At 49.3% G+C, this 15,603-nt stretch carries 18 protein-coding genes and 1 tRNA gene; 17 read left to right on the top strand and 2 right to left on the bottom strand.

All coding sequences use genetic code 11. The features are described 5' to 3' along the window. Positions 1-664: 664 nt before the first annotated feature. Positions 665-1,798 carry a DegT/DnrJ/EryC1/StrS family aminotransferase gene (locus tag P4D80_RS06780; protein WP_421658212.1) on the bottom strand — a complete coding sequence of 378 codons (1,134 nt, stop codon included), beginning with the start codon at positions 1,796-1,798 and terminating at the stop codon, positions 665-667. A gap of 213 nt (positions 1,799-2,011) precedes the next feature. Here P4D80_RS06780 and P4D80_RS06775 point away from each other — a divergent pair, with 213 nt between their 5' ends. The 3 genes from P4D80_RS06775 to trmB are packed head-to-tail and all read left to right on the top strand — an operon-like array spanning position 2,012 to position 3,417. Further along, a complete protein-coding gene (locus P4D80_RS06775; protein ID WP_421658211.1) occupies positions 2,012-2,248 on the top strand; it encodes an ABC transporter permease in 237 nt (78 codons plus the stop codon). Further along, entirely contained in the window at positions 2,217-2,777 is a 561-nt protein-coding gene (locus P4D80_RS06770) for an ABC transporter permease (protein WP_421658209.1), read from the top strand. The genes P4D80_RS06775 and P4D80_RS06770 overlap by 32 nt, the downstream gene beginning before the upstream one ends. 10 nt (positions 2,778-2,787) lie before the next feature. Further along, positions 2,788-3,417 (top strand): tRNA (guanosine(46)-N7)-methyltransferase TrmB, encoded by a 630-nt coding sequence (trmB, locus tag P4D80_RS06765; protein ID WP_421658208.1) that lies wholly within the window; start codon positions 2,788-2,790, stop codon positions 3,415-3,417. Between the two features lie 8 nt (positions 3,418-3,425). Here the strand turns inward: trmB and P4D80_RS06760 are convergent, their stop codons facing one another. Then, positions 3,426-3,932 (bottom strand): NINE protein, encoded by a 507-nt coding sequence (locus tag P4D80_RS06760; RefSeq protein ID WP_421658207.1) that lies wholly within the window; start codon positions 3,930-3,932, stop codon positions 3,426-3,428. A gap of 103 nt (positions 3,933-4,035) precedes the next feature. Here P4D80_RS06760 and P4D80_RS06755 point away from each other — a divergent pair, with 103 nt between their 5' ends. From P4D80_RS06755 to P4D80_RS06690, 14 genes are all read left to right on the top strand, one after another. Beyond that, positions 4,036-4,296, top strand: a complete 261-nt coding sequence (locus P4D80_RS06755; protein ID WP_421658206.1) for a hypothetical protein — start codon at positions 4,036-4,038, stop codon at positions 4,294-4,296. A 31-nt stretch (positions 4,297-4,327) separates the two neighbouring features. Next, positions 4,328-5,404: a magnesium-protoporphyrin IX monomethyl ester (oxidative) cyclase gene (gene acsF / locus P4D80_RS06750; protein ID WP_421658205.1), complete on the top strand. Its 1,077-nt coding sequence runs from the start codon at positions 4,328-4,330 to the stop codon at positions 5,402-5,404. 336 nt (positions 5,405-5,740) lie between these two features. Then, entirely contained in the window at positions 5,741-6,508 is a 768-nt protein-coding gene (locus P4D80_RS06745) for a hypothetical protein (RefSeq protein WP_421658204.1), read from the top strand. 99 nt (positions 6,509-6,607) lie between these two features. Continuing rightward, positions 6,608-6,862 (top strand): hypothetical protein, encoded by a 255-nt coding sequence (locus P4D80_RS06740; protein WP_421658202.1) that lies wholly within the window; start codon positions 6,608-6,610, stop codon positions 6,860-6,862. Between the two features lie 87 nt (positions 6,863-6,949). Beyond that, positions 6,950-7,219, top strand: a complete 270-nt coding sequence (locus P4D80_RS06735) for a hypothetical protein (protein WP_421658201.1) — start codon at positions 6,950-6,952, stop codon at positions 7,217-7,219. Continuing rightward, the gene (locus tag P4D80_RS06730) at positions 7,216-7,908 is read left to right on the top strand and encodes an energy-coupling factor ABC transporter ATP-binding protein (protein ID WP_421658200.1); all 693 of its coding nucleotides are present in this window, start codon (positions 7,216-7,218) and stop codon (positions 7,906-7,908) included. Before P4D80_RS06735 ends, P4D80_RS06730 begins: the two co-directional genes overlap by 4 nt. Positions 7,909-7,997: 89 nt before the next feature. After that, positions 7,998-8,546, top strand: coding sequence for an NYN domain-containing protein (locus P4D80_RS06725; protein WP_421658199.1), 549 nt, complete (start codon positions 7,998-8,000; stop codon positions 8,544-8,546). A gap of 124 nt (positions 8,547-8,670) precedes the next feature. Next, positions 8,671-8,742: transfer RNA gene (locus P4D80_RS06720), tRNA-Asn, on the top strand. Between the two features lie 8 nt (positions 8,743-8,750). Continuing rightward, positions 8,751-9,965 (top strand): aminotransferase class V-fold PLP-dependent enzyme, encoded by a 1,215-nt coding sequence (locus P4D80_RS06715; protein ID WP_421658198.1) that lies wholly within the window; start codon positions 8,751-8,753, stop codon positions 9,963-9,965. A 1,159-nt stretch (positions 9,966-11,124) separates the two neighbouring features. Then, positions 11,125-11,592 (top strand): Fe-S cluster assembly sulfur transfer protein SufU, encoded by a 468-nt coding sequence (sufU, locus tag P4D80_RS06710; RefSeq protein ID WP_421658196.1) that lies wholly within the window; start codon positions 11,125-11,127, stop codon positions 11,590-11,592. A gap of 407 nt (positions 11,593-11,999) precedes the next feature. Then, positions 12,000-12,206: a hypothetical protein gene (locus tag P4D80_RS06705; protein WP_421658195.1), complete on the top strand. Its 207-nt coding sequence runs from the start codon at positions 12,000-12,002 to the stop codon at positions 12,204-12,206. 386 nt (positions 12,207-12,592) lie between these two features. Then, complete coding sequence (locus P4D80_RS06700; protein WP_421658193.1) at positions 12,593-12,745, top strand: hypothetical protein; 153 nt, start codon at positions 12,593-12,595, stop codon at positions 12,743-12,745. 615 nt (positions 12,746-13,360) lie between these two features. Further along, a complete protein-coding gene (locus P4D80_RS06695) occupies positions 13,361-13,720 on the top strand; it encodes a hypothetical protein (protein WP_421658191.1) in 360 nt (119 codons plus the stop codon). Positions 13,721-13,796: 76 nt separating this feature from the next. Then, the gene (locus P4D80_RS06690) at positions 13,797-15,545 is read left to right on the top strand and encodes an iron uptake porin (protein WP_421658190.1); all 1,749 of its coding nucleotides are present in this window, start codon (positions 13,797-13,799) and stop codon (positions 15,543-15,545) included. Positions 15,546-15,603: the final 58 nt, after the last annotated feature.

Here is a 15,603-nt window from a genome sequence, read left to right as displayed (position 1 = left end):
GCCAGTGGCAGTTTCGGTCCAGCATAGCCCTCAAATCATTACAAAAGATGCAAAGGAGCTTAGACCTGTATCGGGTATCAGAGAAATAATCTTCTTTGCATTAGCTTAACTATAGTATAGAAAAATACAAATAAGCTATCTCGAACCGGGGTAAATATTAATTTTTTGTACGAGAGGGTTGCTACCTTCATACAGCAGATTTTTGTGAATCACTCTTGCTAAAACAATTGGGGCAATTTTTGCAATGTTGTGATTCTTGAACCCTATTTTTACATTACTTCAAGACCTGTGTTTATAGCATTACTCGCAAGGGGTAGGGTAAAGCATAGGCACAAACCAAAGCTGACAGCGCTCTTTAACCCTGTCACCTGTCGCCTGACCCATTTCACTTGCTATTAAGCATTCCCTATCAGGTTGAAATTACAACGGGTTGAGTAGGGCAATTGGATGGACCCAACCAGGTAATAATGGGCAGCACTGGCCGCCATCATTAACAACTCAAAAATCATTAAGTAAGTAGATAGTCATCATTAATTTGTAAAGGGGGGAGTGGGGGCTGCGCCCCAGGCAGGGGTTTTCACCCCCTCCACCCCCGAAATTATCCTTAATTTAACTGCATCTAGCTACTTACCAGGCCATTGAACGGTTGATCCAGGATGCCGGGCTAAAGCAAGCAATCTTTTAAGCTATATACCACCTGGTTCTGCTGTTCCGGCGAAAGCTCTGGAAACATGGGTAGAGAAAGCACCTCACGGGATGCCTGCTCCGCTTCCGGTAGGTTGCCGGGCTGGTATTTTAGATGACTGTAAGCGGGTTGCAGATGCAGCGGCAGGGGATAGTAAACCATGGAAATGACACCTTTTTCCTGCAACTGGCTGCGCAGCCTGTCCCTGGAAGACAAGTCAGTTTCGGGAGTGCGATCCAGAACCCGAATTGTGTACTGATTCCAGACACTTTTGCCGTTTGGAATTTCCTGGGGGGTGGTGATATCAGGAATGGGGCTTAATAATTGCTGGTAACGCTCAGCAATGGCACGCCGTTGATTGTTCCAGGTTTCCAGATGGCGCAGCTTAATCTGTAAAATGGCAGCCTGAATCGCATCCAAACGGCTGTTGACACCCAGTTCTTCGTAGTAGTAACTGCCCTTACGCCCGTGATCGCGCAGTCGGCGGATGCGTGCGGCGATCGCTGCATCGTTGGTTGTTACAGCCCCCCCATCGCCACAGGCGCCCAGATTTTTGGTGGGATAGAAACTGAAGCAGCCAATATGCCCGATACTGCCCACTTTTTGCCCTGCCCACTCCGCTCCCGTTGCCTGAGCGCAATCTTCTATCACAAACAAGTGATGGGCCTGGGCGATCGCCATCAAGCGAGACATATTAACCGGCAACCCAAACAAGTGCACCGGAAGAATTGCCCGGGTTCCCTTCGTAATTGACGCTTCCACCTGTTCCAGATCCAGGTTAAAAGTCTGCCGATCAATATCCACAAAGACGGGCTTCGCCCCAACCGCACTAATCGTTTCCGCCGTTGCTACAAAGGTGAAGGGAGTTGTGATGACCTCATCACCCGGTCCGATATTAAGTGCCCTCAGTGCCAGGTACAAAGCATCTGTCCCCGAATTACAGGCGATACACTGGGTCGTACCAACGTAACTAGCAAACTGTTGCTCAAATGCCTCAACATGGGAACCTCCAATGTAGTGACCGGATGCAAGCACCTCTGCCACAGAGGCATTAATTTCTTTTCCAATGACTTGATATTGTTCAGTCAGATCGAACGGTGGAATTTTCTTCACTCACTTACACCACGAGTCATACTCAACTAATAGAATCAAATTTTGCACGCGAATGGAACCCAATAGCGTCACCGTGATCACGGACTGGGGATTTTGTTGGTTTGTTGCGAGGGGGAGGCGACAGGAGGGGGTAGGGGGTGAGGGAGGGGTGATAGGGTGATGGAGTGATAGCTCTTGACTCAAAACTCCTCTTACATTTCATAACAACTCCTCATGAATTCTCCGTTACAACTTATTTGGGCGCTGGGAATGATGGCGATCGCGATCGCGCTGTCGGCATGGCAACGGTTGGGATTGGAGTGGAATCTGGCAATTGCAACGGGGCGCACGATTATCCAACTGCTGGTTGTTGGTTACGTCCTGGCGGCGGTATTTGCCATTCGAGAACCCTGGCTTGTACTGATAGTGCTGGGGGGTGATGCTGGCGATCGCAACCCTAGCTGCCCGTAACCGTATCAGCCGAAAAATTCCCCAACTTTTGCCCCTGGTCGGGGGCTCCATTTTGATGGGCACCCTGCTGACTCTGGTCTACACCAACCTGCTCGTGATCCAACCGCAGGTCTGGTATGAACCTCAATACGTCATTCCACTGGCGGGAATTGTGTTAGGAAATGCAATGAATGGAGCCGCTCTTGCTGGCGAACGCCTGGCTAGCACTCTCAATAGCAGCCAGTTAGAAATTGAAACCCACCTCAGCCTGGGAGCAACCCCCCAGCAAGCCGTGGCCCAATATCGCAAAGACGCCATCAAAGCCGGATTAATCCCAACGATTAACACCATGATGGTGGTGGGGATTGTGACTTTACCAGGGATTATGACTGGACAGTTATTAAGTGGTGTTAATCCCCTTCTAGCGGCAGCGTACCAGATGTTGATCATGTTTATGCTGGCATTTGCCACCTTAGTCACCACTTCCCTGGTCACCTGGGGAATCTGCCAGAAATTTTTCAACCAGGCCGCGCAGTTAATGTTGTGGTAAGGAGGTATCCTTGTCCGTCGTCCGTGTGCGGGAGCATGTTAACCCGCTCAGCAAAAAGTATCAAACCCCCGCCTCTCCGCCAGACTGGCAGAAGGTTTATGCCTTACCAGACCAGCCGCTTCATCTGGACATTGGCTGTGGCAGGGGGCGCTTTCTGCTGGAGATGGCACAGTGCCAGCCAGGGTGGAACTTTCTGGGCCTGGAAATTCGGGAGCCGCTGGTTAACCAGGCCAATCACTGGCGAAATGAACTGGGGTTGGTCAATCTGTACTATCTGTTCTGTAACGCTAATAATTCCCTTCGCCCGATTTTGAATTCCTTACCAACGGGCACTTTACAACGGGTTACGATTCAGTTCCCTGATCCCTGGTTTAAGCGTAAACACCAGAAACGCCGGGTGGTACAGCCGGAGCTGGTGAATGATTTGGCGAGTGCATTGCCCAGTGGCGGTGTGGTGTTTCTTCAATCCGATGTGGAAGAAGTTGCTATGGAGATGGGCGATCGCTTCTCCGAAAACCCCGCCTTTAGCCAGCCCAACCATTGGCTGACTGAAAATCCGATGCCCATCTCCACCGAACGAGAACAATCCACCTTAAAGCGGGGTAAACCCGTCTATCGGATGCTATTTGTCAGAAAGTGAAATGTGCCTCACAGTTCCTTAAACTCATAAAGCACCACGCCCGTTTCTGGATGATTGCCAATATCGGCATAACCAGCCCGAACTATGCTTAATAGAGCATTTTCTACTTCTGCAAAACTGGCTCCAGTTTCCATCACTTCTTGAGTGACCGAAAGGCTGCCACCTCTGGCTTCCGCCGCTTTAAGCAGTTTGACTGTAAGCTGATTCGTCTGGTATTGAACAACCGAAGGCAGTAGTTTCTCTAATTTCTCTTGAGTCACAATTCGCTCAATCACCGCTTGATTTTGGGGCACCCCTGAAGGCAGGAGCCCCTGGCTGCTTCTCAATTTGTCATTATGCTCCTGCACCATGTTGGGAATCAGGAGGAGATCTACGAGTTGGCCAATCCCAAATAGGCCAAAACTGAACATCCACAACAAACCTGTAAAAATCTTGCCGTTGTAAAGGCGATGTAGCCCGTGCAGTTGAAGCAGACAACCCAGCCAAAGAACGTAAGCGGTGCCAATGTTGTTCATACCCTTTTGTGGTTCTTTGCTGCTTTAAGGCAGGCGATAGGTGATAGGGAGTAGGGAGTGAGAGAACCAGGTGATAAATGACTCTCGTCTGTCTTACGCCTGAATGGCGATTGCTATAGTTTCTAATCATAAGACTTTGCTCAAAGTTGGCAGCGTCAGAAGGGAGAAGGAATCCAGCTTGGTTACAAAAGTTGAAGCTGTGTTGCAACTCTTAACGCGATCGCTGCGATTTGGTACCGCAGAGCCTGATAGACTTAGTTTCGTAATCATTGCTGAAACCCCATCCGGTGAATCAGCAGCGAAAATTTTTTCTAACTGGTTGCAGAGGGTAACGCTTTGCCAAAGCTATCGCTTACCTGCCTGAAACGAAGAAGTCCCACAGACGAATAACGACCATGGTAGATTCCATTAAGAAGCCTGTTTTTGAAGAGTTGCGTCCTGGGGTGAAAGTTCCTGCCAAGGAAACGATCTTAACCCCACGCTTCTATACCACTGACTTCGATGAGATGGCGAAGATGGACATCTCCGCCAACGAAGACGAGTTGAAAGCCATCCTGGAAGAGTTCCGGGCAGACTACAACCGTCATCATTTTGTTCGTAACGAAGAGTTTGAACAGTCCTGGGATCATATCGATGGTGAAACTCGTCGGTTGTTTGTCGAGTTCCTGGAGCGCTCCTGTACGGCTGAATTTTCTGGATTTCTGCTTTACAAGGAACTGGGACGGCGGCTGAAGGATAAGAACCAAACCCTAGCTGAGATCTTCACCCTGATGTCTCGCGACGAAGCGCGTCACTCCGGCTTCCTCAACAAGGCGTTGTCCGATTTCAACCTGACCCTCGACCTGGGATTCCTGACCAAGAGTCGCAAGTACACATTCTTTAAGCCCAAGTTCATCTTCTACGCCACCTACCTGTCAGAGAAGATTGGATATTGGCGCTATATCACCATCTACCGCCACCTGGAGGCCCATCCAGAAAACCGGATCTACCCCATCTTCCGCTTCTTTGAAAACTGGTGTCAGGATGAAAACCGCCACGGCGACTTTTTTGACGCTATTATGCGTTCCCAGCCGCAATTCCTGAATGACTGGAAGGCAAGATTGTGGTGCCGTTTCTTCCTGCTGTCCGTGTTTGCCACCATGTATCTAAATGATGTCCAGCGGGCTGGTTTCTATCGCTCCATTGGGTTAGATGCGCGGGAGTACGACAAATACGTGATTCAGAAGACGAATGAAACCTCTGCTCGTGTTTTCCCAGTCATTTTGAATGTTGAAACGCCAGAGTTCTATGAGCGGCTGGAAGTTTGCGTTCGCAATAACGAGAAGCTGACGGCGATCGCCAATTCCAAAACTCCCAAATTCGTGCAGTTCTTCCAAAAGCTGCCTTACTACATCTCCAACGGATGGCAATTCCTCCGGCTTTATCTCATCAAGCCGATCAACGTCGCTTCTCTGGAGGGAACCATCCGCTAGGCTGATACAGTTGCCCCTTGGTTGTCAACGGCTCTGCCCTGTTGTTTGTTTCAGCAGTGCAGAGCTGTTTCTTTGGGAACCACGGGTGCTTGGGGGCATCGAGTTGTTCGCCAGCACCCAGAACTTCTCTCTCCTCTCTCTTCTGACTCCTGGCTGCGACTCCTGACTTCCCAGGTTCATTGGTACTTGGTACTGCTGTACATAAAATCCATTGTGGCTAAGTAGGTAGCCATCATTAATTGTCAAGGGAGGAGTGGGGGCTGCGCCCCCAGGCAGGGGGTTTCACCCCCTCCACCCCCCAAATTATCCTTAATTTCATTGCGCCTAGCTACTTACTTGAAATCCATTCCCCTGCTGCTGTTCCTTGGCTTACCCTTCCTGGCCCATCCGGCCTATGGACAACCATTCGCTTCCTACTCAGCCAGTGATCTTTTACCCTCCATCCACTGGAACCCACAGACAACCCAAAACCCAACTCAAAACTCATTCCCCCTTCCTTCCTCCCCCTCCTCCCTCGATCTGGATCCCAAACTCATCGACTCCAGTCCTGTTCTCCAGCGCTGGCTTCAGGAAGTCCCTGATGTTTTAGAAGACATCAAACGGGACCCCAGCTTTCGTACCCGTTTGCGATTAGGACTTTCCTACTTTCCCTCCTCTGAAAAAGCAGGAGGTTGGAATATTGGACTGGAAGATCTATTTGTAGGGCGAACAGGGCTGACTCTCAATGCCGACTATCAAACCTCGTTTAATGGCAACCGAGAGGCTTGGGGAGCTGACCTGCGCTACTATGTGCGCCCCTTAGGAAGGAATATCAACCTTGCCCCGGTTCTGGGCTACCGCCGTTTAGAAACTTCACGCTACACGACTGACGGGTTGCATTTAGGTCTGCGACTATTGCTAGTTCCTTCTCGGACGGGGGCAGCAGATATTTCTCTCACCCAAAGTTGGGTTTCTCCGGGAACAGAGGCAGAGGTGGGGTTAACCACGCTTTCTTTTGGCTATGCGCTGACTCATCATTTGCGGCTTTCCACAGATATTCAGAAGCATAATGCGCGACAACGGAAGGATAGCCGGATTGGGGTAGTGCTGGAGTGGATGTTCTGAAATTTCAGCTTTTAGATAGAGGAAATTAGGCTTGCAGCCCGGTTATCTTCGGTATTGCATCGTTGATTTTCGTAATTTTGACGAGTTCTCGAGGTTTCTATGCGAAGAACGGTCAAGCAACAAGAGCAGGAAGAAGTCGTTCAAAGCCCTGAATATTTGAGGGGCTACCGGGATGGTCAGCGCGATCGCCTCGCAAGAGCCCGCGCCTTGTCAGGAGATGGGATTTTGGGAGCATTGCTGGCGATCGCCCTGATAGCAGGAATTGGATACTTTGGCTATAACTACGCCACAACTGGACAATTCTTTCCAGAACGGGTCGATTTTACGCTGCTTGAATTCCCCCCATCCCAATAACGCTAGTAGCAGTCTTTGTTACTGAACCGACACGCAAAGTAGTTAGATTTGCGATACTAGGAGTTGGTTTTAAGACTTACTCCGCACATGTTCATCATCGATATCACGTTGAAGAGTACCCCTGTAACCCTTTCTGTACAACGTAAAGCTGCCGAAGATGCAGAAGCCGTCTATAAACAGGTTGTTGAAGCGATTTCATCTGGCAGCAATAAGGTGTTGGAACTGACCTGTGAGCACCAGGCAGGAAAAAAGTTTAGTGTGTTAACCAGTGAAATCTCTGCAGTCCAGGTGACAGAAAAATCCAGCACCGCCACTTCCTCTGGCAGACCTCCTGGCTTTGCTGCACTTGTAGAATGACTCCATCCTCTGTTCGTACTGATCGCCCGGCAATTCAGGTCGAGAACCTCTGCTTTAGCTGGCACAATGGAGATACTGTTCTCGATGCCTGCTCATTAGAGGTGCCAGAGGGTGAATTTTGGATGTTGCTGGGTACTAATGGCAGCGGCAAATCGACCCTTTTGAAACTTCTGGTAGGTTTGCTCCAACCCCAGGCTGGCAAAATTCACAGCCTGTCTCCCATTGGCTTTGTGTTTCAAAATCCTGATCACCAACTGGTAATGCCCACAGTGGGGGCGGATGTCGCCTTTGGGCTGGCGGATGAGCATTTGCCGCCCCACCAGATTCGCCAGCGGGTTGAGGAAGCTTTAGATGCGGTGAATCTGCTGGATTTGCAAAGACGCCCAATCTATGCTCTCAGCGGTGGCCAGAAACAACGAGTGGCGATCGCGGGAGCGATCGCCCGCCACTGCAAAGTGCTGTTGCTTGATGAACCCACTGCCCTGCTAGACCCCGACAGCCAACTGGACTTGGTGGAACAAGTTCAGCACCTGGTCAAGAGTCAGGGGCTAACTGCCCTCTGGGTGACCCATCGCCTGGGAGAACTGGATTACTGCGATGGAGCCTTTCTGTTGGAACAGGGCAAGGTTGTCGATCAGGGCAATCCTCAGCATCTGCGTCAAAGATTGATGCAAGCCGTGATTTTGTAACGTTTCTTCACCAAAATGTGTAATGATTGAACTAGCGAGGGATTTGTATCGATGTCAGCTTAAGGTTTCAAGGTTATTCATTTCAGGCTATGCAACGCCCCTCTCCGCAGGCACTTTTTTTAGTAGACGGCTACAATGTCGTTGGAGCATGGGCTGATCTGAGGCGAGTGCGCGATCACGACGGTCTGGAAGAGGCTCGCCGCCATCTAATTGAAATCCTGGCTAACTATAGTGCGTTTCAGGGATATGATACCCAACTGGTGTTTGATTCCCAGTATCGAGAGGCCGCCAGCAATCGGGAAGTAATCACCTCCAATCTCTGTGTTTGTTACACTGACTTTGGGCAGACTGCGGATACTTATATTGAAAAAACCTGTGCAGCCTTCCGACACAATCTGCGTAAATTCCATCAACGCTTAATTGTGGTAACTTCCGATCGGGCTCAGCAGCTAACCGTGGTGGGGTATGGCGCTGAGTGGATGTCTGCCGAGCAGCTAGCCGCAGATGTGAAAGCCATTCATCGTCGAGTGCAGCGAAGACAAAAACCCGTCCGCAAGTCTTCCAGTCGCTTTCTGGCACATTCCCTTGATCCGATTGCACAGAAGCGACTAACCCAGCTTCGTTTTGGTAAGCAGTAGGGGATTAGTTTTTACCTTATGTCGTTTTTTTAACGACTCTTTCAAGTTTTTTTACGACTCTTTCAAAAAAGTCTTGTCAAATGATCCAAATTATCGATAACATGGGATTCGCAATGTTGAGCGTTCCTCAGTAGCTCAGTGGTAGAGCGGTCGGCTGTTAACCGATTGGTCGCAGGTTCGAATCCTGCCTGGGGAGTTGAAAAAGTGGTTGATCGTCTATTGCTAAGCCCTAACAGCCCAAAACCTGGTTTTTCTTACCAATCCTACTGGCTGCTAGATCCAGACATTATTTTTCTCAATCATGGCTCTTTTGGTGCTTGTCCAGTGCCTGTTCTGGAAGCCCAACGACAGCTACGCGATCGCCTGGAGCGACAACCCCTTCAGTTTTTTGACCGAGATTTTGAAGCCCTCTTAGATGGGGCTCGGAGCGAACTGGCTGACTTCGTTGGGGCAGACCCGAACGATCTGGTATTTGTGCCGAATGCAACAACGGCAGTGAACACTGTGCTGAAGTCACTTCAGTTTGAGCCCGGAGACGAGTTGTTAACCACCAATCAGGAATACAATGCCTGCCGTAATGCACTGAACTACGTTGCAGAGCGATATGGGCTGCAAGTGGTTGTGGCCAATGTTCCCTTTCCGATCCACTCCCCAACCGAGGTGGTTGAGGCAGTCGTGAAGTGTGTTTCAGCTAAAACCCGGCTCGCCTTGCTCGACCATGTGGTGAGTCAAACTGGATTAGTATTTCCCATCGCCCAATTGGTTCAAGAAATGGCTGAGAGGGGCATTGAAACGCTGGTGGATGGGGCCCATGCTCCTGGGATGGTGCCACTGAACTTGAGGAACCTGGGAGCAACTTATTACACGGGAAACTGCCACAAATGGCTGTGTGCGCCCAAAGGGGCAGCCTTTTTGTATGTGCAACGCGATCGCCAGGCAGCCATTCGCCCCCTCACCATCAGTCATGGTGCAAATTCTTCCAGGGGCGATCGCTCCCGCTTTCACCTGGAATTTGACTGGACTGGTACCGACGACCCAACCGCCTACCTGTGTGTTCCTGAAGCCATCCGATTTATGAGCTCCTTGCGGCCCGGTGGCTGGCCCGAATTGATGGCAAGTAACCGTCAGTTGGCGCTAACTGCCCGCCGGATTCTTTGCGCAGCCCTTAACGTTACACCCCCCAGCCCAGAGGAGATGGTAGGAGCATTAGCTGTGGTTCCTTTGCCTGACGGATATCCGCAGAAGCTCCAGGCCGAACTGCTCAATCGCTACCAGATTGAAGTTCCAATCATCCCCTATCCCACTACAACCAGTCGGAAAGTAAGAATTTCGGCTCAACTGTATAACAATTCAAAGCAGTATGAAATATTGGCTGGCGCCTTAGCAGAATTACTCAGCAGAGAGAACCACAGCTTGTAAGTATGTGATGCACTTTTGACAAAATTGATCCCCGCAACAAATCGTTAAAGTAACATAATGGCATCCGTATTACCCCCTGGTCTTTAGTGGGTTGTTATCACAGATAAAAAATATTGATCCCCCAAAGTTGTTTGGTAATGGTGTCATCATTCTTAAGTTAGATGAGGTTAAGTTAGATGAGGTGGGTCTGGTAAACGCTAGCACTCGATAGCTAACCCCCTTATCAGGAAGTTTTCAGAGAAGGGGAAAAATGAGCTGATTGTGTCTACTTTTTACTTAATTTATATTAGAAAACAACTCATTTAAATTTCCTTGTTGTCAGTGTCTTGCTGACACGAGTTTTAACCAATTTGCTTTAAGAGGCGTTGTATGAATACGTGTCCTTGCTGTTCTGAAGTGCTTCTACGTCATGCCCGTCACAATGGAATTTACTGGTTTTGCCCCCATTGCTGGCAAGAAATGCCTGATCCCTCGTTAGATGCGAGGCACTCCCAACGTTTAATGTCTCAATTAACAATGCCTCAACTATCTGACATGGTGAAAACTTTAGCAGCTCACTAACGAGCCAGAGTTTTCGATTTTTGATTAAAAAGCCAATTCCTAACTGCCCTTTATTGACGAGTCTCGAAATAGTTATGATCCCCTCGGTTTGCCGGTGGAAGAGTGACTTAAGCTACTCTTCCACTTCAAACAAAACCCCTTGGCACATTGATTTTGTTTTAGTGATAGCCAATATCACTAAATTCCCAGGAGGACCGTAGTTACAACTAGACATGCTGAGCGCCTGGAGTCATGCCTCTCTAGGCGATCTTTTTTAAATAAATAGTCATAATTAGCTTTAAGAAGGGGTTTTGGGGGCTGCGCCCCGGACAGAGGGTTTCACTCCTCCGCCCCCGAAATTATCTTCAATTTAATTGCGTCTAGTAGGTTTTCAACCCATCAAAACAGTCTTGACAGACCACTAGCTACTTATTAACTGCTTGCTTGTTTTTAGCTCTCTCACTGAGAAAAGTATCCTGTGCTACCTTTCACCTCAACAAAATCTCTGAGTGATGGGATTTGTTCAGGTAATAGGCGATGTTTATGGTCAAATTCTCAAGAGAGTCTGCTTTCTTCGGTAGGATGAAGAAGGATGAACAATGTTTAACGATTCCGATTCATGGCTCTGGATAATCTGCGCGACCTCTACCAACAAGTCATTCTGGAACGCTACAAAAAACCCCGCCATCGCGGAAAGACGAACCCAGTCCACCGCTATCAGAAAGGGCACAATCCCTCCTGTGGGGATACGATTGAACTCACTGTAAAACTCAATGAAGCGGGCGATCGCATTGAAGACGTGAAGTTTGAGGGGGAAGGATGCGCGATCGCCATGGCATCAGCAGACCTGATGGCAGAAGCCCTGCAAGGCAAAAGCCTCAAAGAAGCATTGGACATGGTGCAACGCTTTCAAAACATGATGCAGGGTAAAGGAGAATTTCCGTTTGAACAACGGAAACTAAATGTAATGCAGGGTGTTTCTCAATTTCCTGTACGAATTAAGTGTGCCACACTCACCTGGCATACCCTTAAAGCAGCCATTGAAGCATCTAATGCTCAGCCCGCTGGTTTTGTCAGCAATGAATAAGTAGCCCAATAGATAACTTTTCAAAACCTCAAAATAAACTTTAGAGAAGGAAATTTGGTTCTCCTGGCTTGCTGGTGAAAGAGTAGCGTAAGTGACTCTCTCATCCCAACTAAGTAGGTGGCCATAATTAATAATTGTCAAAGGGGGAATGGGGGCTGCACCCCACGCAGAGGTTCTACCTCTGCACCCCGTTCAAATTTCCAAAAGGATCGCTATAGAAAATAACTATGTGAAAATACTTTATTTCCTACCGTCACATAGTCCTTGGAATTTATACAAAGACACACTTAACTAAATAAATTAATCAGCAATCTAAGATGCGAGTGATAGGATTTAGTTAGTTGGCTGATAAGCCTTTCTTTTGGCTTTTCAGCGTTTTGCTTCCTTAATAAAGGAGGGAGGCATCCATGATCGCAGAAAACGTTGAGATAAAACCAGAAACCCGCAATCACAAAGGATTTTTCATTCCAGAGACATCCTATAAGTTGATGGACATTGATCGGGCTGGCTGGGCGCTGATTTGTATGAACAATACTGTCTGTCACTACGTTGATCCTGACAATCTAGAATTACCCCTAGAATTACCCACTGAAGCAGGATTAGGAAAAATTTAGTAAAGGCTGAATACCAATGAACAGGCACTGCTGATGGCTGATCCGGCTTCAGATTCAGCCATCTTTTTTGCGAATTTTTGCAAGCTTTAATAATACTAATTTGATTGTTAAACGCGACGGATCAAGGATTTAACAAGTTAGAAGCCAAAAGTCAGAATAAATTTTACTCTTGGCTCTCCTAATTGACTGACAAAACTTGAAAAGGAGGGAGGCTAAGCCCTTGGTAAAAGGGCACTCGCAGATTAGTATGAAAGTTACCACCCAAACACAACTGAACCATGCGAACCTCCCCAGCTATGGGACCTTCTGGGTCAATCCACTCAATGGGCTGATCAACGGCATCTGCAACCCCTGATTTGGATGGTGATTGGACTGATTTGTAGTGAATGCATCAGCCAGACCCAATGGGGTGTTTACATGCAGAGCCGAGCAAAATTCGCCCAAAGCCATCCACGCCGTTCAGTCGCTGGTTGCCCAATAGCCGCATCCATGTCCAACGAGCCTACAGTCCGCTGCTTGCAGCCGCATTAGCCCAGTGAGGCGTTTCTGAAATTACCTTAATTGAAGACACGACGATGTTATGGGACGAGTTCTGCCCGATTCGCAGATCGATTCAGTACCGGGGATGTGCCATTCCCTTGATTAGGCGGGTACTACGCCACGGCAGTAGTAGTGTTCGCTTGGAGGTCTACCAACTATTTTCGCATTCGGGTCAAAAGTCGAGTCTGGATCTGCCTTCCCCACCAAGGCTGGAAGCAACCCAAGTAATATAGCTCTACGCAGGTGCGTTCGGACATTGGAATTAGAGAGGGAGTGGGGGCTTCGCCCCCAGCCAGGGGTTCCACCCCTGCACCCCTTCCTAACCATAATGACTACCGCTATATCATCTGGCGGCAGGAGGGCGCGTTTTGCTGCAAGGGGTCACTTTGACGAAAACACGCCCCTTCCCCCACTTATACTTGGCACTGGGGCGTGACCCTGTTTCGCCTCAACTCTGGCTGCTGGTCAGTGATGAACCTGTCTCACTGCAAACGTTTTGAGCATACAGCGAACAGTTTCAAATCGAAGAGGAACTGCTTGATGAAAAATCGAATAGATTTTACCTGGAACGTTCTGAGATTCGCTCTGTTCCTGCTCTTTCCCGTCTCTGTCTGGTGCTTGCTGTGACCATGCTGCTGTTAAGTGTGCAGGGGCAGCATGTCGTCATGTCCGGGAAACGGCGGTGGGTCGATGTGCATTGGAAGCGGGGCAACAGCTATGTTCGCATTGGCTGGAATTGGCTCAGGGGTTGCTTACACAAAGACTGGGCATTGTTTCCCTCTATTGAGTTGCAGGGGAGACGCGATCCTGCTCCCGCAATTGCATCCAAAAAGCAAGCTCAACGGCAACCTAAACGAGAATTTACTGTCCAGTCTTACCAATTCGTTGCCTGCAATTTGTCAGTCAACCAGGTTCGAAACTCTCGTTTCGATTCATACTGCTTTTCAGCAACGCCCTTGTGCCACTTCTTATAAGTGGTGATTCTCCCGACTCCTTGCCGCAATTTCTGTGATAAAAGTTTTGCGGGTTGTGTCGTTGTGAGGGGAAAAAATGCCCAGGCTATCTCTGCAACATTCTTTGCAATATTACTTGCTGAGCCACTTTCCGAAACTGGGGGGGGTGTTCCTGGCTTCAGCGATGGTGGGTGCGATCGCACCAGTGGGGGCGATCGCACAGGATGCACTGGTTGTCGATGCAGTAAAGCCCAACGAGACAGAACGTGTGGTTTCAGGGATGGATCAGGTAACATCCGTCTCCCAATTGACGGATGTGAAACCGACAGATTGGGCATTTCAGGCATTGCAATCGCTGGTTGAACGCTACGGCTGTATCGTCGGTTACCCAGATCGCACCTTCCGGGGTAACCGTGCCCTGTCCCGCTACGAATTTGCCGCTGGCCTCAACGCCTGTATGGATCGGGTGAGCGAGTTGTTAGCAGCGGCAACCACAGATTTTGTTAGAAAAGAAGACCTGGCGCAGATTCAACGACTGCAAGAAGAATTTGCGGCAGAACTGGCCGTCCTTCGAGGTCGCATTGACACCCTCGATGTCCGCACCGCTACTCTAGAAACCCAACAGTTCTCGACCACAACTAAACTCGCTGGAGAAGTGATTTTTTCTAGAGGTGATTCTCTGGGCGGAGAAGACATTACTGGATTTGGACGCATTCCAGCAAACGTTCAAGACCAGGGAGCACAGGCAGTCTTTCAAAACCGGGTTCGCCTCAACTTCTTAACCAGTTTCACTGGCAAAGACCTCCTACTGACCAGGCTTGAAGCCGGAAACACGATTCCCCAATTGGCTTCTGGCGGGGTAACGGGTGGAGCCAATTCGGCTTATCTGCTCTTCTCTAACGAAGGGCGGCTGGCCTATGACAATTCCAACGTCGCTGAAACCACCAATTCAGTTCGAGTCAGCCTCCTCAGCTATAGCTTTGCAATTAGTGAATGGGCCGCAGTCACTATCTTTGGGGCCGGTGGATCGCACTTCAACTACGCCGATACGGTCAATCCCTATCTGGATGATCAGGATGGGGGCAGTGGGGCTGTTTCCCGGTTTGGTCAACACAACCCCATTTACCGCATAGGCGGCAATGGAGCAGGCGTAGGGATCAACCTTAAACTCAGCGATGCCTTCAGAATTGATCTGGGCTATTTGTCAAACACAGCCAGCCTGCCAGGAGTTGACTCCGGACTATTTAACGGTAATTACTCAGCCCTGGCCCAACTTGTGGTGCAACCATTTAACCGTTTTAAGCTGGGCTTTACCTACGTCCATGCCTATGATGATGCGGGCGACTTTCGCTATGGCGGTCTTGGAACTGCAACAGGCACCTTCCTGGCCAACCTGCTGCCTGGCTCCCAGGGATTGGCACCATTGTTTCCACCCAGCACCCCGATCGCCAGTAATTCCTACGGGGTAGAAGCATCCTTTGCAATCTCCCGCCGGTTTGTAATTGGTGGCTGGGCAGGGCTGACCAAGGCTCGTTTGATCGGGTTTGGGGATGCCGATATCTGGAATTATGCCGGGGTTCTAGCTTTCCCCGATCTGTTTGGGAAAAATGGTCTGGGTGCCATTATTGTAGGGTCAGAACCAACGTTAAAGGGAGTTGAATCAGGAGGAAGCCAGCGCTCCGTTCCAGATCGAGACGATGCCCTGCACATCGAAGCCATGTACAGGTTTCAGCTCCTTCCTGGCCTCTCCTTGACCCCTGCTGTCATCTGGCTTCCTGCCCTCAACCAGAACCGGGATAACGATGATGTCTTTATTGGAGTGTTGAGAACAACTTATAGCTTCTGATCTCAAAGGGAAAAGGGAGAGCGCGCATCGTAACAAAGGTTTTACGCCATTACTGTGG

This window comes from Leptothermofonsia sp. ETS-13, from assembly GCF_049200465.1.
GTDB lineage: Bacteria > Cyanobacteriota > Cyanobacteriia > Leptolyngbyales > Leptolyngbyaceae > Leptothermofonsia.
This window is presented reverse-complemented; position numbering and strand designations above follow the sequence as displayed.

Coding starts and splice junctions, on each gene's coding strand:
- P4D80_RS06775 (WP_421658211.1), top strand. CDS start 2,012: ATGAATTCTCCGTTACAACTTATTTGGGCGCTGGGAATGATGGCGATC.
- P4D80_RS06770 (WP_421658209.1), top strand. CDS start 2,217: ATGCTGGCGATCGCAACCCTAGCTGCCCGTAACCGTATCAGCCGAAAA.
- P4D80_RS06760 (WP_421658207.1), bottom strand. CDS start 3,932: ATGAACAACATTGGCACCGCTTACGTTCTTTGGCTGGGTTGTCTGCTT.
- P4D80_RS06755 (WP_421658206.1), top strand. CDS start 4,036: ATGGCGATTGCTATAGTTTCTAATCATAAGACTTTGCTCAAAGTTGGC.
- acsF (WP_421658205.1), top strand. CDS start 4,328: ATGGTAGATTCCATTAAGAAGCCTGTTTTTGAAGAGTTGCGTCCTGGG.
- P4D80_RS06740 (WP_421658202.1), top strand. CDS start 6,608: ATGCGAAGAACGGTCAAGCAACAAGAGCAGGAAGAAGTCGTTCAAAGC.
- P4D80_RS06735 (WP_421658201.1), top strand. CDS start 6,950: ATGTTCATCATCGATATCACGTTGAAGAGTACCCCTGTAACCCTTTCT.
- P4D80_RS06730 (WP_421658200.1), top strand. CDS start 7,216: ATGACTCCATCCTCTGTTCGTACTGATCGCCCGGCAATTCAGGTCGAG.
- P4D80_RS06725 (WP_421658199.1), top strand. CDS start 7,998: ATGCAACGCCCCTCTCCGCAGGCACTTTTTTTAGTAGACGGCTACAAT.
- sufU (WP_421658196.1), top strand. CDS start 11,125: ATGGCTCTGGATAATCTGCGCGACCTCTACCAACAAGTCATTCTGGAA.
- P4D80_RS06705 (WP_421658195.1), top strand. CDS start 12,000: ATGATCGCAGAAAACGTTGAGATAAAACCAGAAACCCGCAATCACAAA.
- P4D80_RS06700 (WP_421658193.1), top strand. CDS start 12,593: ATGCATCAGCCAGACCCAATGGGGTGTTTACATGCAGAGCCGAGCAAA.
- P4D80_RS06690 (WP_421658190.1), top strand. CDS start 13,797: ATGCCCAGGCTATCTCTGCAACATTCTTTGCAATATTACTTGCTGAGC.